This is a genomic window from Curtobacterium sp. 260, assembly GCF_030803485.1.
Taxonomy (GTDB): domain Bacteria; phylum Actinomycetota; class Actinomycetes; order Actinomycetales; family Microbacteriaceae; genus Curtobacterium.
Genome location: NZ_JAURUY010000020.1, coordinates 13,677 through 34,969, shown reverse-complemented (window position 1 = coordinate 34,969; position 21,293 = coordinate 13,677). Strand labels below are relative to the sequence as shown.

General features: G+C 72.3%; 21 protein-coding genes. 10 read left to right on the top strand and 11 right to left on the bottom strand.

The annotated features are described in order from the left end of the window. Window positions 1-74: 74 nt before the first annotated feature. On the bottom strand, window positions 75-965 hold the full coding sequence (locus J2X59_RS15370; protein WP_326497245.1) for an aminodeoxychorismate lyase: 891 nt from the start codon (window positions 963-965) through the stop codon (window positions 75-77). A gap of 35 nt (window positions 966-1,000) precedes the next feature. Continuing rightward, the gene (locus tag J2X59_RS15365; protein ID WP_066653218.1) at window positions 1,001-1,351 is read right to left on the bottom strand and encodes a tryptophan synthase subunit alpha; all 351 of its coding nucleotides are present in this window, start codon (window positions 1,349-1,351) and stop codon (window positions 1,001-1,003) included. Window positions 1,352-1,434: 83 nt separating this feature from the next. Here J2X59_RS15365 and J2X59_RS15360 point away from each other — a divergent pair, with 83 nt between their 5' ends. Continuing rightward, on the top strand, window positions 1,435-1,941 hold the full coding sequence (locus J2X59_RS15360) for an 8-oxo-dGTP diphosphatase (protein ID WP_311205881.1): 507 nt from the start codon (window positions 1,435-1,437) through the stop codon (window positions 1,939-1,941). On the opposite strand, the gene J2X59_RS15355 is transcribed toward J2X59_RS15360, so the two are convergent. The 3 genes from J2X59_RS15355 to J2X59_RS15345 form a co-directional block, all read right to left on the bottom strand. Further along, the gene (locus tag J2X59_RS15355) at window positions 1,938-2,237 is read right to left on the bottom strand and encodes a hypothetical protein (RefSeq protein ID WP_066653223.1); all 300 of its coding nucleotides are present in this window, start codon (window positions 2,235-2,237) and stop codon (window positions 1,938-1,940) included. The genes J2X59_RS15360 and J2X59_RS15355 overlap by 4 nt on opposite strands. A gap of 53 nt (window positions 2,238-2,290) precedes the next feature. After that, window positions 2,291-3,700 (bottom strand): ABC transporter permease, encoded by a 1,410-nt coding sequence (locus J2X59_RS15350; protein WP_326497244.1) that lies wholly within the window; start codon window positions 3,698-3,700, stop codon window positions 2,291-2,293. A gap of 348 nt (window positions 3,701-4,048) precedes the next feature. After that, window positions 4,049-5,737 (bottom strand): cation:proton antiporter, encoded by a 1,689-nt coding sequence (locus J2X59_RS15345; protein ID WP_326497243.1) that lies wholly within the window; start codon window positions 5,735-5,737, stop codon window positions 4,049-4,051. Between the two features lie 116 nt (window positions 5,738-5,853). Between J2X59_RS15345 and J2X59_RS15340 the strand changes: the two genes are divergently transcribed. The 3 genes from J2X59_RS15340 (at window position 5,854) to J2X59_RS15330 (ending at window position 9,218) form a co-directional block, all read left to right on the top strand. Then, on the top strand, window positions 5,854-7,110 hold the full coding sequence (locus J2X59_RS15340) for an inorganic phosphate transporter (protein ID WP_326497242.1): 1,257 nt from the start codon (window positions 5,854-5,856) through the stop codon (window positions 7,108-7,110). 55 nt (window positions 7,111-7,165) lie between these two features. Beyond that, complete coding sequence (locus J2X59_RS15335; RefSeq protein WP_066653232.1) at window positions 7,166-7,462, top strand: hypothetical protein; 297 nt, start codon at window positions 7,166-7,168, stop codon at window positions 7,460-7,462. Between the two features lie 271 nt (window positions 7,463-7,733). Next, window positions 7,734-9,218 (top strand): aspartate ammonia-lyase, encoded by a 1,485-nt coding sequence (locus tag J2X59_RS15330; protein ID WP_066653235.1) that lies wholly within the window; start codon window positions 7,734-7,736, stop codon window positions 9,216-9,218. Window positions 9,219-9,321: 103 nt separating this feature from the next. Here J2X59_RS15330 and J2X59_RS15325 read toward each other — a convergent pair whose 3' ends face one another. Further along, a complete protein-coding gene (locus tag J2X59_RS15325; RefSeq protein ID WP_326497241.1) occupies window positions 9,322-10,410 on the bottom strand; it encodes a YihY/virulence factor BrkB family protein in 1,089 nt (362 codons plus the stop codon). A gap of 176 nt (window positions 10,411-10,586) precedes the next feature. Then, window positions 10,587-11,903 (bottom strand): MFS transporter, encoded by a 1,317-nt coding sequence (locus tag J2X59_RS15320; protein ID WP_326497240.1) that lies wholly within the window; start codon window positions 11,901-11,903, stop codon window positions 10,587-10,589. Between the two features lie 213 nt (window positions 11,904-12,116). On the opposite strand from J2X59_RS15320, the gene J2X59_RS15315 reads away from it, so the two are divergent. The 3 genes from J2X59_RS15315 to J2X59_RS15305 all read left to right on the top strand — a co-directional run bounded on the left by J2X59_RS15315 (window position 12,117) and on the right by J2X59_RS15305 (window position 15,779). After that, complete coding sequence (locus tag J2X59_RS15315; protein WP_058728797.1) at window positions 12,117-12,488, top strand: FKBP-type peptidyl-prolyl cis-trans isomerase; 372 nt, start codon at window positions 12,117-12,119, stop codon at window positions 12,486-12,488. Continuing rightward, window positions 12,488-13,324, top strand: coding sequence for an aldo/keto reductase (locus J2X59_RS15310; protein ID WP_326497239.1), 837 nt, complete (start codon window positions 12,488-12,490; stop codon window positions 13,322-13,324). The genes J2X59_RS15315 and J2X59_RS15310 overlap by 1 nt, the downstream gene beginning before the upstream one ends. A gap of 208 nt (window positions 13,325-13,532) precedes the next feature. After that, window positions 13,533-15,779, top strand: coding sequence for a HelD family protein (locus J2X59_RS15305; protein WP_326497238.1), 2,247 nt, complete (start codon window positions 13,533-13,535; stop codon window positions 15,777-15,779). On the opposite strand, the gene J2X59_RS15300 is transcribed toward J2X59_RS15305, so the two are convergent. The 3 genes from J2X59_RS15300 to J2X59_RS15290 all read right to left on the bottom strand — a co-directional run bounded on the left by J2X59_RS15300 (window position 15,769) and on the right by J2X59_RS15290 (window position 18,299). Next, window positions 15,769-16,044 carry a protealysin inhibitor emfourin gene (locus J2X59_RS15300; RefSeq protein ID WP_326497237.1) on the bottom strand — a complete coding sequence of 92 codons (276 nt, stop codon included), beginning with the start codon at window positions 16,042-16,044 and terminating at the stop codon, window positions 15,769-15,771. The genes J2X59_RS15305 and J2X59_RS15300 overlap by 11 nt on opposite strands. 17 nt (window positions 16,045-16,061) lie before the next feature. Further along, on the bottom strand, window positions 16,062-17,114 hold the full coding sequence (locus tag J2X59_RS15295) for a M4 family metallopeptidase (protein WP_326497236.1): 1,053 nt from the start codon (window positions 17,112-17,114) through the stop codon (window positions 16,062-16,064). 84 nt (window positions 17,115-17,198) lie between these two features. Continuing rightward, window positions 17,199-18,299, bottom strand: coding sequence for a glycoside hydrolase family 6 protein (locus J2X59_RS15290; RefSeq protein ID WP_326497235.1), 1,101 nt, complete (start codon window positions 18,297-18,299; stop codon window positions 17,199-17,201). Window positions 18,300-18,402: 103 nt separating this feature from the next. Between J2X59_RS15290 and J2X59_RS15285 the strand changes: the two genes are divergently transcribed. From J2X59_RS15285 to J2X59_RS15275, 3 genes are all read left to right on the top strand, one after another. Then, window positions 18,403-18,849 (top strand): VanZ family protein, encoded by a 447-nt coding sequence (locus J2X59_RS15285; protein ID WP_066653249.1) that lies wholly within the window; start codon window positions 18,403-18,405, stop codon window positions 18,847-18,849. Window positions 18,850-18,949: 100 nt separating this feature from the next. Further along, window positions 18,950-19,219: a 30S ribosomal protein S15 gene (gene rpsO, locus J2X59_RS15280; protein ID WP_058742593.1), complete on the top strand. Its 270-nt coding sequence runs from the start codon at window positions 18,950-18,952 to the stop codon at window positions 19,217-19,219. 154 nt (window positions 19,220-19,373) lie between these two features. After that, window positions 19,374-19,994 carry a CE1759 family FMN reductase gene (locus J2X59_RS15275; protein WP_326497234.1) on the top strand — a complete coding sequence of 207 codons (621 nt, stop codon included), beginning with the start codon at window positions 19,374-19,376 and terminating at the stop codon, window positions 19,992-19,994. Window positions 19,995-20,021: 27 nt separating this feature from the next. On the opposite strand, the gene J2X59_RS15270 is transcribed toward J2X59_RS15275, so the two are convergent. Further along, window positions 20,022-21,239 carry a coiled-coil domain-containing protein gene (locus J2X59_RS15270; RefSeq protein WP_326497233.1) on the bottom strand — a complete coding sequence of 406 codons (1,218 nt, stop codon included), beginning with the start codon at window positions 21,237-21,239 and terminating at the stop codon, window positions 20,022-20,024. Window positions 21,240-21,293: the final 54 nt, after the last annotated feature.

The window sequence follows — 21,293 nt, the reverse complement described above, 5'->3', positions numbered from 1 at the left end:
TCGGCGGTTGCTCGCAACGCCGTACCGCTGCGCGCAACCGCCGACGTTCCGTTCCGCGGAGGGGGCGCCGAGCGTCAGGCGTCGCGGGACAGCAGGAAGTCGTTGATGCGCTCGGTCATCGGCAGGTCCATCTCCCGCGCGACGCCGTTCACGGACCGGATCGGTGCCGCCTGGCGGACGCTCGACAGCAGCCACAGGGCGTCGGCGGCCTCCAGGTCGGCGAGCGTGACGAGCTCGTACGAGGTCGCGATGCCCTGGCCCTCGGCGAACCGGAAGACGTCGGCCTGGGTCGTCCCTGCCAGGATGCCGATGTCGGTCCGCGGCGTCACGAACCTGCCGTCGACGGACATCACCAGGTTCGCACGGGTGCCCTCGAGCACGTAGCCGTCCGTCGAGACGAAGAGCGCGTCGTCCGCTCCGCGGCGCTCGGCCTCGCGGAGCGCCGCCATGTTCACCGCGTACGACAGCGTCTTCGCGCCCTGCAGCAGCCACGGCGAGGTCCGCTCGACGTCGTGCCGGTAGCCGCGGTCGAGCGTCACCACGGCGATGCCCGCCGTCCGCGCGGGCGTCTGGTCGCCGGACGGTGCCGCGTAGACCCAGCCGGTCGGGCGACCCGAGCCCTCGACGCCGCGGGTCATGACGGTCTTCGCGAAGGCCTCGTGCACCGGGTCGAGCCGGGCGCACACCGCCTCGATCGCCTGGCGCCACGCGTCGACGTCCGGCGTGGGCAGGTCGAGCATCGCCGCGGACCGCACGAAGCGGGCGAGGTGCGGTTCGAGCGCCTGCGGCCGACCGTCGACCACCGTGATGGTCTCGAACACCCCGTCGCCGCGGATCGCCCCGAGGTCCTGCACCTGCAGGTGCTCCTCGAGCGGCTTCGCCCACGTGTACGCGTCGGCCTCGGGGTCGTGCGGGGCGGCGTCGCGCGAGGGCTGGTTGAGGACGGCGAGGACGGTGTCGGTCATGGCACCATCCAACCGCAGCACCGGGTCGGCGGTCGTCAGTCGCGCCCGGGGAGCGCGCCCATGAGCTTCCACACCGCCGGCGTCAGTTCGGGGTGCTGCAGGGCGATCCGGCGGAGCCGGTGGTACTCCTCGCCGAGCTCGGTGCCCTGCCCGGAGGCCGGGTGGCCCGCCCAGTGCACGCTGCGCTGCCCGATCGCCGCGTCGAGCTCGACGGCGTCGGCGCGGAGGATGAGCACGACCTGCTCGTCGACGGTCGGGAGCGTCGGCATGAACTCCCACGGGTCCTCGCCCGCACGGCTGCGGTGCTCGACGATCATCGAGATCTCCTCGGCGGCCTCGGCGCGCAGCACTTCGAGGCTGCGCCCGGTCCTGCGGGGCTCAGCCATGGTGCCCCCGCAGCACGCCTGCCATGCCAGCGATCGTACGCCAGCGCGGAGCGTCCACCGGACACGTCCGCCAGACTGGGACCGTGACCGAACGCGACGAGACGAAGTCCCAGCACGCCCCGGTCGTGGTCGTCTACCTGCTCCGTGACGGTCCCGACGGCCCCGAGGTGCTGCTCGGCGAGAAGCGTCGGGGGCTCGGGGCCGGGCGCCTCGTCGGTCCGGGCGGCAAACGCGAGCCGGGGGAGCCGCCGGTGGCGGCAGCGGTGCGCGAGGTGGCGGAGGAGGTCGGTCTGCGGCTCGAGTCGGACGACCTGGAGGCGCGTGGCACGTTGGACTACCGGTTCCCGTTCCGACCGTCCTGGTCGCAGCGCTCGGACGTCTTCGTCTGCCGCCGCTGGCAGGGGACCCCGTCGGGCAGCGACGAGCTGGAGCCGCGGTGGGTCCCCGTCGACGCGGTGCCCTACGACGCGATGTGGGACGATGCGCGCTACTGGTTGCCGGGCGTGCTGGCCGGCGGGAGCGTCACGGCGCGCTTCACCTTCGCGGAGGACAACGCGACCGTCTCGGGCTTCAGCGGCGAAGGCGTCTAGCGGGCGCCCGCACGACCCTGCTGGACGCGGGTGCTGCCGGTGCGCGCCTCCTCCGCGGCGGCGAGGACGTCGGCGTCCCCGCTGCGACCACCGAGCGGGCGGACGAAGAAGTCGACGATGCCCGCCGCGATCGCCCCGAGGACCGCGAACATCGCCCAGCCGACGAACAGCCCGGCGGTGTTCCGGCCGTCGGCGGGGGCGAGGAACACGCTCGCGGCGTAGAGCGCTGCCGCGAGCACGAGGAACGCCACGACGGCGGTGACGAGGACGCGGTGCCAGGCGGTGCGCGGGTGCATGCGGAACAGGATACGCGCGCTCCGGGGAACGACCGAGCGGGCGCCGGAGCCGCTCAGCGCTCGGCGTGCCGTCCGTGCTGGCGCTCGTCGGGCGTGCCGGTCCGCGTCGTGCGCGATCCTGCCGGGGCCGGGCGGCGACCGGACGCGTCCACGCGGGGGACGGGACGGGTGCGGGGGCCGGTGGCAGCGCCTCCCGGTCGGGCCGGGCCGGACCGGTCCGCCTGCCGCACCACGGGGATGCGTCCGGTCGGGGTGGTCTCCTGCTCGAGCCCGTCGCGACCGCCGGTGAAGACGTCGCCGGCGACGCGCTCGTCCTCCCAGTCGTCGTCGCGCAGGACGCTCAACGTGCCGGTCTCGGTCGAGGTCAGTCCGTGGCGCTCGAGCTCGGCGTCCCGCTGCTTCCCGAGGAACTCGCGGTTCGCGGTCTGCGCGTCCTGGAACATCGTCGTGCGGTTGTTCACGATCGCCGCGATGCGACGGCGCTCCCACCACTGCTTGCCGAAGAACATCAGCACGAGCCCGGCGGCGGCGTAGCAGCCCATCGTGACCAGCCCGCGACCGAAGCCGGGGCCGACGCCGTAGATCTCGTGCTTGATCATGTCGACCATGCTCGAGCCGACCACGACGTGGTTGAGCCACGCGAAGGGCTCCGGCATGAACCACTTCGGGTACGCGCCGCCGGAGGACGGCATCGACAGGAAGACGAAGCAGATCATCGCGGGCGCGGCGATGAACCGGCCGACGAAGTAGCTCAGGCCGTTGACGGCGAGACCGATCGCGACGATCCAGCCCCAGGCGATGAGCACGAGTCCGATCCAGTGCCCGTGGATCGCGCCGACGACCGGGCCGGCGAGCGTGTTCGTGATCAGGGAGATCACGAGGCCGCCGACGACGATCACGGTCATGCGGGTGCGGTGCCGCAGCGGACCGCCCATGATGCCGATGAACATCGCGACCATGTAGCCGCCGATGCACCAGGCGAGCATGACGTACATCGCGACGGTGCCGTACTCGTCGTACGCGGGCAGCGGTGCGAGCTCGGTGACGGTCGGGGCGGCGACTCCGATCCCGGTGAGCACGCTGGTCAGCGTCGCGGGGACGAGCGAGGCGACCTGGAACTGGTGGGCGCTCGCCTTGAAGACCTCGTTCGCCGAAGGGTCGTACGCGACGGCCATCGTGCCGGCCAGGACGTCCTGCTTCGCGCGGGCCAGCGACTCGTACGTGTGGAACACGTACTCACCGGGCAGGGCCTTGCCGACGGCGGCGACGAGGGTCGGATCGCTGCCGACCAGGGCGACGGGGACGTCGTGCGGGTGGGGAGCGTGGAAGGCGAAGACGTAGCAGAGGCAGAAGCCGACGATGAAGAACAGCGGCATCCAGAGCTGCAGCCCGATGAGCTGCAGCGAGGGGTGGAGCGTGCCGTACCAGCGGCGGTACCGGCTGATCCGCTGCGGCTCGGGCACCGGCGCCTGGCGCACACGCCCCGCACGGCTGCCGGCGCTCCGGCTGCCGGCGACGGGAGCACCGCGACGTGGCCGCGAACCGCCCCGCGTCGAGGGCCGGGTCTGCCGGGGCTTCGGCGCGGACGGCCGCGGCGCTCCGTCACGATCGGGGAGGTCGCTCTTCCTGGGGACGTCGTTCCGCGGCTCGCTCACTCGGCGCTCTGCTCCTTCTGCTGGTCGGAGCATCACGGTACGCCGGGCGTGCTCACCGCGCCCCGTGAGCTGTCGGGGCAGGACCGGCTGCGGCGGCCCAGGACCGGCAGCGCCGGGTCAGGACCGGTGCGGCGGCCCGGGACCGGCAGCGCCGGGTCAGGACCGGCTGCGGGAGGCCTGGGCCGAGTCCATCGCAAGCTCCTCGGCGTCGAGCGTCACGAGCACGCGGCGCATGACCTCCTCGTCGAGGTTGCCCTTCTCGCGTTCCTCGAGCACGATCTCGCGGCGCCGGTCGAGCAGTTCGCGGCGGATGTCCTGGATCTGGGCGCCACGGAGTCGCAGCGGAGCGTTCCGCTCCTCGTCCTCCTCTTCCTCGGCGTCGCGGCGGAACGTCTCGGCCTGCCGTTCCAGACGCGCCTTCAGTCGGTTCACGACGCTGTCGACGGCCTGGTCGCCGTACTGCTCCGACCACGCCGGTCGCCTCCGTTCGAGCAGGGCGATCGCGGCCTCGGTGGTGCGCTGGTTGAGGCGCATCTCGCTGCGGACGTCCGCCTCGCCCTCGGCCGGGTCCTGCACCTTCAGCGCCCGGATCACGAACGGCAGGGTCAGCCCCTGGAGCAGGAGCGTGCCGACGGTGACCACGAAGGCGATCACGAAGATGGTGTCCTGCGCCTTGACGTCGACCGAGTTGCCGACGACGGAGACCGCCGCGGCGAGGGTCACCACACCGCGCATGCCGGTCCACGAGATGACGGTGAGCTCCCGCCAGTTCAGCTTCGGTTCGGCGGAGCCGCGCAGCCAGCGCAGGGACGGGTGACCGCGGGACAGTCGGACGCGCAACGGCCGCAGCCACCGGCCGTTGAAGCGGTTGCGCGCGTACGACTCGAAGACGAAGAGCGGTCGCACGAGGATCACGACGACCAGGACGACGGCCGCCGCGGTGAGGGTCTGCGTCAGGCTGCGGTCGCTCTCGACGAGGTCCTGGACGACGGTCTTCAGCTGCAGGCCGATGAGGGCGAAGACGAACCCCTCGAGGATCACGTCCGCACTCGTCCACAGCGGGCGCTCCTGCAGCCGGGTCGCGTAGCCCTCCTTCGGCGAGTTGTAGCCGATGTACAGCCCCGCGGTGACCACGGCGATGACCCCGGAGCCGGAGAGGTGCTCGGCGAGGACGTACGCGACGAAGGGCAGCAGGATGCTCATGATCGTCTCGACGACCGGGTCGTTGATGCGCATCCGGATCCAGTGGACGGCGACGCCGAGGACGATGCCCACCGCCAGGCCGACACCGATCGCGAGCCCGAAGATGCCGAGGTCCTGCCAGATGGTCAGCGACGTCCCCGCCGCGATGAGCGTGAAGACCCGCACGAGGGTGAGGGACGCGGCGTCGTTGATGAGGCTCTCACCGGACAGGACCGTCATCACCCGGCGGGGGAGCCCGAGCTTCCGGCCGATCGCCGCGGCGGACACCGCGTCCGGCGGGGCGACGACGGCGCCGAGCAGGATCGCCGCGGGCCAGTCCATGTCCGGGATGATGATGTACGCGGCGAGGGCGACCGCCAGCGCGGTGACGATCACGAGGAAGATGCCGAGACGGCGGATCTGCTTGATCGACTGCCGGAAGCTCTGCCACGACACGTCGAGGGCGGCGGAGTAGAGCAGCGGCGGCAGGACGACGGTGAGGATCACCTCGGAGTCGATCTCGATCTCCGGCAGGCCCGGCAGGAAGGACACCGCGAGCGCCACGGCCGTGACGAGCAGCGGCGCGGGCAGCCCCTTGGCCCGCGCGAAGCCGGTCACCGCGAGTGAACCGATCAACAGGATGAGGAGTTCCGCGGTGTCCATGGGGTCCATTCTCCCATCGACATGGTTCGCAGGCTGAACGATCCCGCAGGTCGGGTGGTGCGGCGGCCGAAGACAGGGTTTGCCCCGGAGCCGATCGGCTGCGACACTTGCCCGCGGTGGACATCACACTCATAGTCGTCCTGGTCATCGCGTTGGCCCTCTTCTTCGACTTCACAAACGGTTTTCACGACACCGCCAACGCGATGGCGACACCGATCGCCACCGGTGCCATGAAGCCCAAGGTGGCCGTCACGGTCGCCGCGGTGCTCAACCTCGTCGGTGCGTTCCTCAGCACCGCCGTCGCGACGTCGATCTCGCACGGCCTGATCAACGAGGGCCCCGGGGGCGTCGCGATCACCCCGGAGATGATCTTCGCGGGCCTGATCGGCGCGGTCGTGTGGAACATGATCACGTGGCTGCGCGGTCTGCCGTCGTCGTCCTCGCACGCGCTGTTCGGCGGGCTCATCGGTGCCGCGATCGTCGGAGCCGGCTTCGACTCCGTGAACTACGCCGCGCTGCTGACCGTCGTCATCATCCCCGCGTTCCTGTCGCCGGTGATCGCCGCGCTGGTCTCGCTCCTCGCCACCCGCATCGCCTACCGCGTGACCCGTCGTCCGGTCTTCCCGAACGAGCGTGGCGGCTTCCGCATCGGCCAGGTGTTCACGAGCTCGATGGTCTCCCTCGCGCACGGCACGAACGACGCGCAGAAGACGATGGGCGTGATCACGTTGACGCTGATCGCCTCGGGCGCGCAGTCGGCGAGCCAGGGCGTGCAGTTCTGGGTCGTCGTCGCGTGTGCGCTCGCGATCGCACTCGGCACGTACACCGGTGGTTGGCGCATCATCCGCACCCTCGGGTCCGGTCTGACCGAGATCCGCGCGACCCAGGGCTTCGCCGCCGAGGCGTCCACCGCAGCCACCATCCTCGCGTCGAGCCACCTCGGCTTCGCGCTCTCGACCACGCAGGTGTCGTCGGGCTCGATCATCGGCGCCGGGCTCGGCCGTCGTGGCTCGAAGATCCAGTGGTCGACGGCGGGCAAGATCGTCGTCGCGTGGTTCATCACGCTGCCGGCCGCCGCAGCCGTCGGCGCGATCGCGTCCGGCATCGCCCGGCTCGGTGTCGGGGGACTCGTCATCGACGCGGTCGTCGGCGCCGCCGTCATCCTCGGGCTCTACCTCTGGTCGCTGCGGAAGCCGCACGACCAGGCCGCCGCGATCGAGGTGGACGTGGCCGCCAACGCGGTCTTCACCCGCAAGGAGCTCCGCGACATGCAGCGCAAGAAGCGTGCCGCCCAGGTCGCCGAGCGGCGCGCCGAGCTCAGCCGTGAGCGCACCCTGCGCCGCATGGCCGGACGGAACGGAGGGCGCCGCTGATGGGCATCGCCACTGACTCGCGCAGCTTCGCATCCCTGGGCGGAGGGATCCGCTGATGGGCATCGATTGGTTCGCATTCCTCACCGTGGCGATCGTCGCGGTCGTCTCCGCGTGCTTCGTGGTCCTCGTCTACTCGATCGGCCTGCGCCTCTGGAGCGCCGCCGACACGCGCGCCGGCAAGTACACCGTGAAGGACGACGGCACCGTCGGCCCCGCCACGGCCGGCTTCCCCCAGCCCGGCACCGTCCAGCCCGGCGTCCGCGCGTTCCGCGCGCTCGCCGTCGCGTGCTTCGCCGTCTCCGGCCTGGCCGTGCTCTACGGCATCTACCTGATCGTCCCGCAGTTCCACTGACGGTCACGTCCACCTGACGGACGGGAGGCCCGTGGCGACGCCGCCACGGGCCTCCCGTCCGTCATCCCGCACGTTCTGACCCATCGCACCCGACCTGGGATGCCGATCCGCGCGAGGCAGGTCGGAAGGAACGGCCTCCGACGGGCGGAATGGTCTCCGACGCGCGGAAGGGTCTCCTTCGCGCGGAGGAGTACCTGACGCGCGGAACGCCCGGTCACCACGCGCGCCCACCTGCCGGACCCGACCGGCCGGACGGGCTAGCCTCGACAGGGTGACCGGCAACGAAGCAGCGCGCACCAGGACCGAGACCGACTCGCTGGGATCCCTCGAGGTCCCCGCCGACGCGTACTGGGGCATCAACACCCTCCGGGCGCTCGAGAACTTCCCGATCACGTCGGTGCCGATCGCGGTGTACCCGGACCTCGTCGAGGCGCTCGCGACCGTGAAGCAGGCCGCCGCGCGGGCGAACAAGGCCATCGGGGTGCTCGACGCCGAGCGCGCCGACGCCATCGACCAGGCGGCGCAGGAGGTCCGCGACGGGAGCCTCCGCGACCAGTTCGTCGTCGACGTCGTGCAGGGCGGCGCGGGGACGTCGACGAACATGAACACGAACGAGGTGCTCGCCAACCGCGCCCTCGAGATCCTCGGGCGCGAGAAGGGCGACTACGCGTACCTGCACCCGATCGACCACGTGAACCGCAGCCAGTCGACGAACGACACCTACCCGACGAGCATCAAGCTGGCGATGATCCTGGGGGTGCGGCGGCTCACCGAGCAGCTCGAACTGCTCTCCGACGCGTTCGCCGAGCGCGGCCGGGCGTTCCAGGATGTCCTGAAGGTCGGGCGCACGCAGCTGCAGGACGCCGTGCCGATGACCCTCGGGCAGGAGTTCACCGGGTTCGCGCACACCATCCAGGAGGACGTCCTGCTCCTCCGCACGGTCTCGCCGCTGCTCGCGGAGACGAACCTCGGGGCGACGGCCATCGGCACGGGCATCACCGCGGACCCGCAGTACCGCGACGAGGTCCGTCGGCAGCTGCAGGTCGCGAGCGGGCTCGACATCGTCACCGCGCCCGACCTGATCGAGGCGACGAGTGACGCCGGTGCCTTCATGACGCTGTCCGGCACGGTGAAGCGCAGCGCGGCCAAGCTCTCGAAGATCTGCAACGACCTGCGGTTGCTCGCGTCGGGGCCGCAGGCGGGGCTCGGCGAGATCACGCTGCCCGCGCGCCAGGCCGGGTCGTCGATCATGCCGGGCAAGGTCAACCCGGTGATCCCGGAGGTCGTCAACCAGATCGCGTTCGCCGTCGCCGGTGCCGACACCACGGTGACGATGGCCGCCGAGGGCGGGCAGCTGCAGCTCAACGCCTTCGAGCCGATCATCACCCACTCGATCCTGCAGTCGCTGCAGTGGATGGCGAGCGGGTGCGCCACGCTCCGGGTGAACTGCGTCACGGGCATCGAGGCGAACGAGGCCAAGCTCGCCGCGCAGGTGGACACCAACGTCGGCGTCGTCACCGCGCTGACGCCCTACATCGGCTACGCGGCCGCAGCGTCGATCGCGCACACCGCGTTGACGACCTCGACGCCGATCGCGACGCTCGTCACGGCGGCGGGGCTGATGGACGAGGACCAGGTGCAGCGCGTCCTGTCGCCGGCGCGGTTGTCGGGCATCGAGCTCGCGACGGGGGCGATCCCGATCGTCACCGAGGAGATGTTGGACGCCGAGGCGGAGCGGGTCGCGCGCGAGCGCTGACCGCGTCCCGCGGGACGCAACCTCGGCGGCGCTGCGCAGCGGTACAGCGCTGCGAGCAGTCGCCGACGTTGCGTGTTGCGGAGCGCCGCGCGAGCGCTGACCCCTACGGCAGCGGGGGCTCGCCGACCCGCACCTGGTGCGACATCGCGCGCAGGTGCTCCTCGGTCGGCACAGGCTCCTCGTGCTCGTCCTCGGCACGCTGCTGCGCGGCGAGCCGGACCCGGTGCGCCGCAGCGATGTCCTGGTCGCGCCAGCGTGCGAGCGTGAAGTTCCGCGTGACGTCGCGGAGTGGCAGTCGGATCGACTCGTCAGCCTCGATGCCCGCGAGGAGCTGGCGCATCCGGATGACCTCGGAGTCGAGCTCCCCGCCGACGACGAGCACGAAGTTCGAGATGTACAGGTACACGAGCAGCAGGATCGCGCCGCCGAGCCACCCGTAGGCCCGGTTCCCACTGCCGCCGACCGTCTCGACGTAGATCGAGAAGCCGAGGGTCGCCACCGCCCAGGTCACGATCGCGAACGCCGCTCCGGCCGACACCCACCGCAGCTGCGGGGTCTTCACGTTCGGCGTCGCGTAGTAGAGGACCGCCACCATCACCACGAGGACGACGGCGAGCACGGGCCACTTCGCCACGTTCCACAGGTCGTCGATCCACGGTGCCCACCCCAGCTGCCGGACGATCGCCGCCGAGATCGTCGGGGTGCCGAGCAGGATGACGATCGCGATCGCCCCGCCCACCATCACGAGCAACGTGACGAGGAGCATCATGCTGCGGAACTTCCAGATCCGCCGGCCCTCCTCGACCTCGTAGGCGGTGTTCATCGCCCGTCCGAACGCCGTGGCGTACCCGGAGAGCGACCACAGCGTCAGGACGAGCCCGATCGAGAAGCCCACCCACGGGTTGTCGAGCGTCAGCAGCTGGCGCAGCGGCCCCTCGAGGTGCTGCGCGGTCTCGGGGCGGACGATGAAGCCCAGCACCTGGATGATGTCGGTCAGGCTGTCGCCCTGCCGGTCCACGACGGACAGGGCCGACACCACGGCGAGCGCCGCGGGGAACACGGTCAGCAGGGCGAAGAACGTCAGGGAGGCCGCGGCGTCCACGACGCGGTGGCGGATCACCGAGTGGTAGGTGCGCCGGACGACCGCGCGGGCACCGGTCCGCTGCAGGTCGCGCGAGGCGCTGTCGGGCATGCGATGTACCGTACCCGACCCCACGACGGCCGGGAGGCGCGGTGCGGCACCGCCACGCGCCTCCCGTCCGCGGGCAGCTGGACGAGACTCGGCCCCGCGGACAGATCTGCCGTTCCCGCGCGCGAGTCTCGTCCGCCAGGCCGAGTCTCGGACCTGACGCGGCCGGCACCCGCCGGTCAGTTCGCGTGCGGGTCGAGTGCGTCGTACCGGCGGAAGGAGGGCACCAGCCGGAGCAGCAGTGCCACGAGGCCGATGATGAGCACGCCGCCGATGATCGGCGGGTAGGCGATGCCGGCCGCGACGACGAGCCCGGCGTACAGGTCGCCGAGGCGAGGGCCGCCGGTCACGACCACGATGAAGATGCCCTGCAGCCGTCCGCGCATCCCGTCGGGCGAGGCCGCCTGCAGGATCGTGTTCCGGAACACCGAGCTGACGTTGTCCGCGCCGCCCGCCGCCGCGAGGAACAGCGCCGCGAGTCCGAGTGCGGGCAGGATCTCGACGCCGAAGGCCTCGCCGGACCGACCGCCGAGCGGGTGCGCCACCGCGATGACGACGCCGAACGCCGCGATCGCACCGCCGTACGCCGTGATCGCCCAGCCGACGGCCTCGCCCTGGCGTCGCACGTGCCCGAGCGGGCCGGAGAACACGCTCGACAGCAGCGCGCCGACGGCGTAGGCGGCGGTCAGGGTGCCGACCGTGATCGACCCGCCGCCGATGACCAGCGCCCCGATCGCCGGGAAGAGCACGCGCGGCTGGCCGAACGTCATCGCGACGATGTCGAGCACGAACGTCATCGTGATGTTGCGGGACCGCCTGAGGAACCGCGCACCCTCGACCAGGGAGCGCAGCCCGGGGCGGAGGGCGTCGTGCTCCGCCGCCATCCGGGGGAGGGTGAAGACGCCGAGGAAGGCGAACGTGAAGAGCACGACGTCGATCGTGTAGGTCGGTGCGAAGCCGACGCTCGCGATGAGGACACCGGCGATCGCCGGGCCCACCGTCACCTGGAACCCGGACGCGATGCCACCGAGGGCGCTCGCCGCCGGGAGCAGGTCCGTCCCGACGAGCCGGGGGACGATCGCCGAACGCGAGGCGTTGCTCACCGTCGCGGCGACGGCGTTGACGGTCGCGAGCACGTAGAGGAGCGCCACGCTGTGCAGCCCGAGCCAGGCGTGCGTGGCGATGAGCGCGACCGCGGCCCAGGCGATGATCGCGGACACGAGGGCCACGAGCCGCCGGTCGAAGGCGTCCGCGAGCATCCCGCCGTAGAGCCCGGCGACGATCATGGGGACGAGGGCGATCACGCCGACGAGCGCGACCGCGAAGGTCGAGCGGGTGATCTCGTACACCTCGAGGCCGACCGCGACGGTGGTCATCTGCGTGCCGATGCCGGCGATCGCCGTGCCGGCCCAGAGCCGCGCGAACGCGGGGGAGCGGCGGAGCGGGGTGAGGTCGGCGAGCAGGCGGCGGCGGGGTGTGGTGTCAGGTCGTGTCACGGTGGAACCATTCTGCGGCCTGCGCCGCCCCGAGCGGGCGGAATCTGGGGGCTCCGGCGACGCGAGCGGGCGGAATCTGCGCACTCCGGCGACGCGAGCGGGCGGAGTGTGTCGCGTTCGTGCGCTGAGCGTGACGGATCGCGCCCGTTCGCGGGGAGCGAGACACCCGCGCCGCCGGGGGAGCCACCACACCTCAGCTGGTTGACTGACGCCATGACTGACCTCAACAGCAAGCCCGAGTTCGACGCCCCCGAGGGCCCGGCCCCCACCGAGCTCGTGATCACCGACATCGTCGAGGGTGACGGCGACGTCGCGCAGCCCGGCTCGACCGTCAAGGTGCACTACGCCGGCGTCGAGTACGAGTCCGGCGAGGAGTTCGACAGCTCGTGGAACCGCGGCGAGCCGATCGACTTCCCGCTCGCAGCACTCGTCCGTGGCTGGCAGGAGGGCATCCCCGGCATGAAGGTCGGCGGGCGCCGCAAGCTCACCGTCCCGCCGGAGCTCGCCTACGGCCCGGCCGGCGGCGGGCACTTCCTCTCCGGCAAGACCCTCATCTTCATCATCGACCTGCTCGGGGTCCGCTGATGCAGGTCGGCGCGCCCACCATCGAGCTGAACGACGGCCACCGCTTCTCGGAGCTCGGCCTCGGCACGTACGGGCTGAACGGCGACGAGGGCACCGCAGCGGTCGGCGCGGCGATCACGAGCGGCTACCGGCTGCTCGACACCGCGCTGAACTACGGCAACGAGGACGCCGTCGGCCGTGCCGTGCGCGAGTCCGAGGTCGACCGCGAGGACCTCGTCGTCACGTCGAAGCTGCCCGGGCGGCACCACGGCTACGACGAGGCACACCGCTCGATCGACGAGACGCTCGGCAACCTCGGGCTGGCCCGCGTCGACCTGTACCTCATCCACTGGCCGAATCCGTCGGTCGGGAAGTTCGTCGACACGTGGAAGGCCTTCGTCGACCTCCGGGACAGCGGCAAGGTCCGCTCGATCGGCGTCTCGAACTTCACGCCCGAGCACCTGAAGGCGATCATCGACGCCACCGGTGTCGCCCCGGCGGTGAACCAGGTGGAACTGCACCCGTACTTCCCGCAGGCCGAGCTCCGCAAGGTGCACGACGAGTACGGCATCGTCACCGAGAGCTGGAGCCCGCTCGCGAAGCAGTCCGAGCTGCTCACCGAGCAGCCGGTCCTCGACGCGGCGGCCGCGCACGGCGTGACGCCCGGCCAGGTCGTGCTGCGCTGGCACGTCCAGCTCGGCGCGGTCCCGGTGCCGAAGTCCGGCGACGCGGAACGGCAGCGGGAGAACCTCGACGTCTTCGGCTTCGCGCTGACCGACGACGAGGTCCGCGCGATCTCCGGGCTCGAGCGCGGGCGTCTCTGGGACGGCGACCCGGACACGCACGAGGAGATGTAGGGGCTGCCGCCCCCACGGACGGACGGGCGCGCCCCGCTGAGCGGCGACGCGAAGCGTCGCGCGGGGCGCGCCGACCGAGCCTGCGAGGGAGGGGTGTCGGCCGACACCGCGCCTCCCGTCCGTCCCCCGGTCGCCCGTGCGTCTCGTCGCCCCCGGAGGTCGCCCGGCGGGACTACACTGGACACCCCTGTTTCCCGAAGGGTGGCGTGTGTCCGAACCGACCGAGACCGACCGCGAACGTAGCTACGTCGACGGTCTCTTCACCCGTCTCGACGAGCTGACGTCCGAGGCCGAGCAGCGTCTCGCCGAGACCCGCCGCCAGGCGGTCGGCGGCAACCACCAGAGCCGCAGCGAGCGTGACGCCTACGCACGCCTGTACGAGGACACGATCGCCACGCTCGACCGCGTCGGCGACCGCCTGGTCTTCGGTCGGCTCGAGGTGTCCGAGCCGGAGTCGCCCGACGACACGTTCCGGTACATCGGCCGCGTCGGCCTCCGCGACGTCGAGCACCGACCGCTCCTGCTCGACTGGCGCGTCCCCGGTGCGAGCGCCTTCTACCAGGCGACCGCAGCGCACCCGATGGGCATGCGCGCCCGCCGCCACCTGACGCTCGAGGGTCGTACGGTCGTGAACGTCGAGGACGAGGTCTTCGACGCGACGCTGTACGACGACGAGCGCACGCACCTGCAGGGCGAGGGAGCGCTGCTCGCGGCGGTCACCGCCGAGCGCACCGGTCGGATGACCGACATCGTCGCGACGATCCAGGGCGAGCAGGACCGCATCATCCGCTCCGCGCTCGAGGGTGTCCTCATCGTGCAGGGCGGCCCCGGTACGGGCAAGACCGCCGTGGCGCTGCACCGCGCCGCGTACCTGCTGTACACGCACCGCCACCGGCTCCGGGGCTCCGGCGTGCTCATGGTCGGGCCGTCCCCGGCGTTCCTGACGTACATCGAGCAGGTGCTGCCGTCGCTCGGCGAGACCGGCGTGGTGATGGCCTCGCTCGGGTCGCTGTACCCGGGCGTGCACGCGACGATGCACGACCACGGGGACGTCGCCGCGGTGAAGGGCTCGGCGCAGATGGCGTCGCTGCTCCGCCGTGCCGTCCGCTCCCGCCAGGTCGTCCCGACCGAGTCGGTCGTGCTCGACGTCGAGGGGGAGCGGCTCACGGTGCCACCGCAGCTCGTCGCCGATGCCCTCGGGCGGGCGCAGGACCGCGGGAAGCCGCACAACGTCGCCCGGGTCACCTTCAACAAGATCGCCCTCGACGCGATGACCCGCCTGCTCGCCGACCAGCTCCGCGCCCGCGGCACGACGGTGGACGAGGCCGACGAGAAGGTCCTGCGCGAGGACATCCGCAGCTCGTACGACGCCCGTGTCCTGCTCAACACCGCGTGGCTGCCGCTGCCGCCGGAGAAGTTCCTCGAGGACCTCTACGCGCGCCCGAACTGGCTCGCCTCGCTCACGCCGGACTGGACACCCGCACGCCGGGCACTGCTCCAGCGACCGCGTGGCGTGGGCTTCACGATCGAGGACGTCCCGCTCCTCGACGAGGCCGCCGAGCTCCTCGGGCCGTTCGACCCGACCGGCGGTGCCGCGAAGCGCGCGGCCAAGGCCAGCCGCAACCGCGACATCGAGAACGCCCGCCAGGCGATCGAGAACATGGGCGTCGAGGGCATCGTCTCCGCCGAGCAGGTCGCGGGGTCCTTCGCCGAGGGCGGCGATCCCCGCACCACGGCCGAGCGCGCCGCCGAGGACCGCGAGTGGACCTACGGGCACATCGTCGTCGACGAGGCCCAGGAGCTCTCACCGATGCAGTGGCGGGTCCTCGCCCGCCGGAACCCGCTGCGGTCGTTCACGATCGTCGGTGACATGGCGCAGGGTTCCTCGCCGGCCGCCGCACGGACGTGGGACGACGTCGTCGGTGCCCTCGCACGCCGCCGTCGCGGACGTGCGCCGGTGGTACCGCTCGACCACCGGATCGCCGAGCTCACGGTCAACTACCGCACGCCGCGCTCCATCGTGCAGGCGGCGGGTGCGTTCGCCGACGCCGCCGGACTGGCGGTCACGCGCACCGAGGCCGTGCGCGACGGCGACCCGGTCGACCGCGTGTCCGTGCCCCGGGCGGCGCTGCTCGACACGGTCGCCGAGCACGTGGACGCCGAGCGGGAGCGCATCGGCTCGGGCACGATCGGCGTCATCGTGCCCGAGGCCGAGCTCACCGCCGTCCGCGACCGACTCGCCCGCACCGACGCCGACGTCCGCGGGCTCGGTTCACCGCGGCCGGGGTCGGTCACGGTGCTCTCGGGAGCCGACGCGAAGGGCCTCGAGTTCGACGGCGTCCTGCTCGTCGACCCGGACCGAGTCGGCGCCGACGCGGCACGCGCCGCGGCCGCGGTCTACGTGGCGATGACGCGACCGACGCGACGGCTGGTCGTCGTCGACGTCACCGACTGATCGGCTCGCCCTCGTCGCGCACCCGCGCGACGAGGGCCGCCCACGCGCCGTCGAGCTGGCTGCCGGGGATCGTGACGGTGGTGCGGGCGACGCTCACCGTCCACGTGAAGTCGTCGGGCACCGCCTGCCGCCGCGCCGGGGCCTCGCGCGGGAGGGCGCCGACCAGGTCGTCCCAGGCGTCCGGGTCGTCGCACGAGTCGGTGTCGATCCGCCAGCCCCGCGAGAGGCCGGCGAACCCACCACTGCGGCGGACGACGATCTGCATGCTCCGGTTCTACGCCGTCACGGACCGGTGAGCACGCCGACGCTCCGCCAGGCGTCCTCGACCGCGGCGTGCTCCGTCGAGCCCTGCCCGAAGCGTGCCGCGGCGGCATCGACCGTGACCCGTGCGAAGCCGGCGAAGTCGATGTCCTCGGTCGTCTCGGGCGACATCAGGGCGTCCCACCAGACGGCTCCCGCGCCCTCCCACGCGTACCCGCCGATGGTGGTCGCGGCGAGGAAGAACGCGTGGTTCGGGATGCCCGAGTTCAGGTGCACGCCGCCGGAGTCCTCGGTGGTCTCGACGTAGTCGGCCATGGTCGCCGGCTGCGGGTCCTTCCCGAGCACCGGGTCGTCGTACGCGGTACCCGGCGCCCGCATCGACCGGAGTGCCACGCCGTGCACGGCGTCGGTGAAGAGCCCCTCGCCGATGAGCCACGTCGCCTGGTCGGCGGTCTGCCCCGCGGCGTACTGCGCGACCAGGGAGCCGAACACGTCGCTGACCGACTCGTTCAGCGCGCCCGACTGCCCCTGGTACGTCAGGTCGGCGGTGTACTGGGTCACGCCGTGGGCCAGCTCGTGGCCGATGACGTCGAGCGCGATCGTGAAGCGCCGGAACACCTCGTCGTCACCGTCGCCGAACACCATGCGCCGCCCGTCCCAGTAGGCGTTGTCGTAGTCCTGCCCGTAGTGCACCGTGGCGTCGAGCGGGAGCCCTGCGCCGTCGATCGACACCCGGCCGAACACGTCGAGCCAGAACGCGTGCGTCGCGCCGAGTCCGGCGTACGCCTCGTCGACCGCGGCGTCACCGGAGTCGGGGTCGCCCTCGCTCCGGACGACCGTGCCGGGCAGGGTGGTCGTGCCGCGCGCGTCGGCGACGGTGCGCTGCGGTGAGCGGTCGACCGAGCCGCTGATGCCCTGCGGTCGGACGCGGTGCTCGTGCTTCGGAGCGGTGACGACGTCCATCTCGGCGAGCGCGGTCCGTGCCGCCGAGGCCGCGCGGGGGTGCTCCGACGCGGCGGCGACGGCGCGCAGCAGGTACGGCGGGACGACGGAGTGGCGGCGGGTGGCGGTCATGGCGCCATGGAACCACCGACGACCGACGACGGTGCTGCCCGGTCCGGAGCGGCTGGCCGGCTGCGACTGCGGGGGCCCGGTGGGTCAGTCGCGCTGGCGGTGCTCCACCAGCGCCAGGGCGTACGACTCCCACCACTGCCCGGCCGCCGGTCCGCCGTTGCAGGTGCCGTCGCTGAGCCCGGGCGTCTTCACCCAGAGCAGGGCGTCGAGCCGGGTGGACCCCGCGGTGACGTGCGGTGCCTGTCCGAGTCCCGCACCCTCGGGGTTGCACCAGGTGCCGCGCCAGCCCTGCCCGTTCCGCGAGACGTCGATCACGAAGTGCGGGTCGCCACCGATCGCATCCGCCAACCGGTCGGCGTACGCGCGTTCCGTGTCCACCCGGTAGAAGTTCGAGACGTTCGTCGCGAAGCCCTGCGTCCGGTCGACCCCGGCCGCCCGCAGCCACCGTGCCATCTCGGTGACGGGGACCCGGTCCTCGTTGCCGCCGTCGAGGTACACCGTCAACCCGTGTCCGGCGAGCTCGTCCACGGCGCGGTCCAGCAGTCGCAGGCGCTCCCGGCCGAGGCGCTCGCAGACGTGGATCTGCGCGATCGAGTCCGGTTCGACGAGCACGACCGCGTGCGAGCCGGCCATCGCCCGGACGGCCGACCGCACCCACGGCAGGTAGGCGTCCTCGGCGGTGCCGCCGGCGGAGTAGCTGCCGCAGTCGCGGTCCGGGATCGCGTAGAGGACGAAGACGGGCGTGCGGTGCTGCTGCTCGGCATTGCGGACCACCCGCCGGACGACCTGTCGGGTGACGGACTCGGAGGGGTTCGTCAGCCAGGTCGCGACGGGCTGGTCCGCGATGACGTCGATCTGCTCGGCGGTCGCGCGCTCGCCGTCCGCCCGGGCCTCGGCGGCTCGGCGCGCAGCCTGTCCGTCCTGGTCCGGCTGGTGGGCCAGGCCGCCCGGGAACGCGGCCGCGGCCGACTCGCGCTCCGCGATCGCCCGGCCCGGCTCGACACTGTTGCTCCTCGTCGTCGTCGCGCCGGGGATGCCGGTGTCGTCCGGACCGTCGTCGGACCCCGACACCGTGGAGAGGACGAGCCCGCCCACGGCCACGGCGACGACCGCTCCGACGGCGAGCACCGCCCACTGTCGTCGTCCGCTGCCCCTGGTGCGGCCGCGCTTCCCCTGCTCCGGCATGCGTCCATGCTGGCAGCAGGCCACAGCGTCGTGCCAGGGTGGCCCGGCGTCCGCCCAGGTGGGGCGCGGCCTGCTGCCAGGAGCCGGCAGCGATACTGACCGGATGTTCCGGAAGCTCCTGCTGCTCGCCCTCACCGCCGGCTACGCCTGGGTGATCTGGCGGATGACCCTCACGCCGCGGGTCTTCACGCACGCGCAGGACGAGCTCGTGCTGCACGTGATCGGTTGGCTGCAGCAGCTGCCGCACGGTGCCTGGTTCACCTACGACCGGGTCGAGTTCCTCGCGAACATCGGGATGTTCGTCCCCGTCGGGATGATCGCAGCGCTGTGGCTGCCGCGTCGCTGGTGGCTGCTGGGCGCCGTGGTCGCGGTCGTGCTGTCGGTCGGGATCGAGCTCGCGCAGGCCCGCTTCCTGCCGTACCGGGTCGCGGACCCGCGGGACGTGCTGTCGAACGGTCTCGGCGGGCTGCTCGGTGCCACCCTCGTCGGGCTCGTCCGGAGCCTGCTGCCGGTGCCGCGACGGCAGCGGCTGCGCGCCCGCCCTGCCTGATCTCTGGTAGTCTCGTCCGGTTGCCGTCGAACGGCCGCGGACAAAGAGCGCCCATGCATCAGGCATGAGCACCGCGCAACGGACAGGAAGGGGATCATCCATGGCACTTGACGCGAAGGTCAAGCAGGAGATCATCGAAGAGTACGCGACCCACCCGGGCGACACCGGATCCCCCGAGGTCCAGGTCGCCGTTCTGACGCGTCGCATCAACGACCTGAACGAGCACCTCAAGGAGCACAAGCACGACCACCACTCGCGTCGTGGTCTGCTGCTCATGGTCGGTCAGCGTCGCCGTCTCCTCGGGTACCTCTCCGACGTCGACATCAGCCGCTACCGTGCGCTCATCGAGCGCCTCGGCCTGCGTCGCTAGTCGACTCGCAGACACTGCGTGACCGAACGCCCCGGTCCTCCTCGTGAGGACCGGGGCGTTCCTCGTCCCCGGCCGGCCACGACCGGGAATGGTTGCCCCCCGGCCACGGTTCGGTACGATGTTCATGCAAACGCATCGAAAGTCGGGAACTGTCATGACCACCATCGCCGTCGTCTCCGCCGGGCTCTCCGAGCCCAGCTCCACCCGCCTGCTCGCGGACCGGCTCGCCGGGTCCGCGGTCACCGCCGTCTCGGCCGACCAGCCGGGAGGCACGGTGGACGTCCGCCACGTCGAGCTGCGTCCGATCGCCCACGAGATCGTCGACGCGATGCTCACCGGGTTCGCCGCACCGGGCCTGGCCGCCGCTCAGCGCACCGTGCTCGAGGCCGACGCGCTCGTCTTCGTCACGCCGGTCTTCACCGCGGGGATGAGCGGTCTGGCGAAGTCGTTCCTCGACGTGCTCGACAAGGACGGCGTGACCGACCTGCCGGTGCTGCTCGCGGCGACCGGGGGCACCGCACGGCACTCGCTCGCGATCGACCACGCCCTCCGCCCGGTGTTCGCGTACCTGCGCGCCGCCGTCGTACCGACCGGTGTCTTCGCCGCGACCGACGACTGGGGGAGCGAGGCGGACTCCGCCGCGCTGGACGCACGCATCCGCCGGGCCGGGGCCGACCTGGCCTGGGCGATCCGCGCCTCCCGGCGGACGCCGCAGCAGGAGACGCTCGCCGCGCCGACCGACTTCGCGTCCCTGCTCGGTGGCCTCGGCGACTGACCCGCGGTACCGGACGGTGTCGGCCGGTCAGTACCAGTGCGGGTTGACGCTCATCTCGTGGTTCCACGCCGCGCAGGGCGAGCCGTAGGCGTCGTGGATGTACGCCAGCCCCCAGTTGACCTGGGTGGCGGCGTTCGTCCGCCAGTCCGCCCCGGCGACCGCCATCTTGTTCGCGGGCAGTGACTGTGGGATGCCGTACGCACCGCTCGAGGCGTTGAGGGCGTTGGCCCGCCAGCCCGACTCCTGGTTCCAGAGGGAGACCAGGCACGAGAACTGGTCGCCGCCCCAGCCGTAGGCGCCGATCGCACTGCGTGCGTACGCCTGCGCACCGGCCGGGTCGACCGTGACGCCGCCCGTGCTCGGGTACGACGTGTCGGTCCCGCCGCTGGTCGCGACCGGCGCCGGGGCTGAGGGGGCGGCTGCCGCCGCCGCGCGCTGGGCTGCTGCTGCGGCGGCTCGCTCGCGCGCCCGCTGCTGCGCGGCCTTCTGTGCGGCGACCTGCACGCCGAGCTCGTACCGCTGCTCGGTCGTGGCGGTGGTGTCCTTCAGGGTCGCCAGCTGCGCGTAGAGCTCGTCGCTGTGCTGCTGGGTGTCGGCGACGGCCCGCTCGGCGGCGTCGGAGGCTGTCCGGGCCGTGGCGGACCGTTCCTCGGCGGCGGCGGCGAGGGTGCTCCGCTCGGACTCGGCGCGCTCGGCCTGGTCGTGCAGCGACTCCGCCGTGCGGCCGGCGACCGAGGCGTCCTCGAGGACGCCCTCCCACGTGCTCGAGAGCTGGTCGACGGCGCCGAGCTGGTAGAGCAGCTGGTCCGGGTCGTCCGTGGTGGCGATGCGCGTGGTCATCGCGTTCTGGCTGCCGTCCCGGTACAGGGTCGCGGCGAGCTGCCCCGCACGGTCCTGCGCCTGGGTGGCGGTGCGCTCGGCGGTGTCGGCCTGGGACCGGAGCGCCGTGGCGGTCTGCGTCGCCGACGCGAGGTCCGCCTCGGCACGGTCGGCGGCCTCGGAGGCGTCGAGGGCGGTCTGTGACTTCGCCGCGGCGTCGGCCTGCACGGACCGCAGTGCCGCCTGCACCTTCGTCGCCTCGGCAGCCGCGGCCTGCTCGTCCCCCTTCGCACGCTGCACGTCCTGCCACGTGGGGTACTCCGTCGTCGACGCGCTCGCGGGCAGGGCGATGACGACCGGTGCGACGAGCGCGCCCACGACCACGGCGGCCGCGACGAGCACGCGCCGGCGAGGACTGGTGCGCATGTCGGCAGGCTACCGGGGACACGCCCGTTCGCCAGGAGCAACACCCGCCGGGTG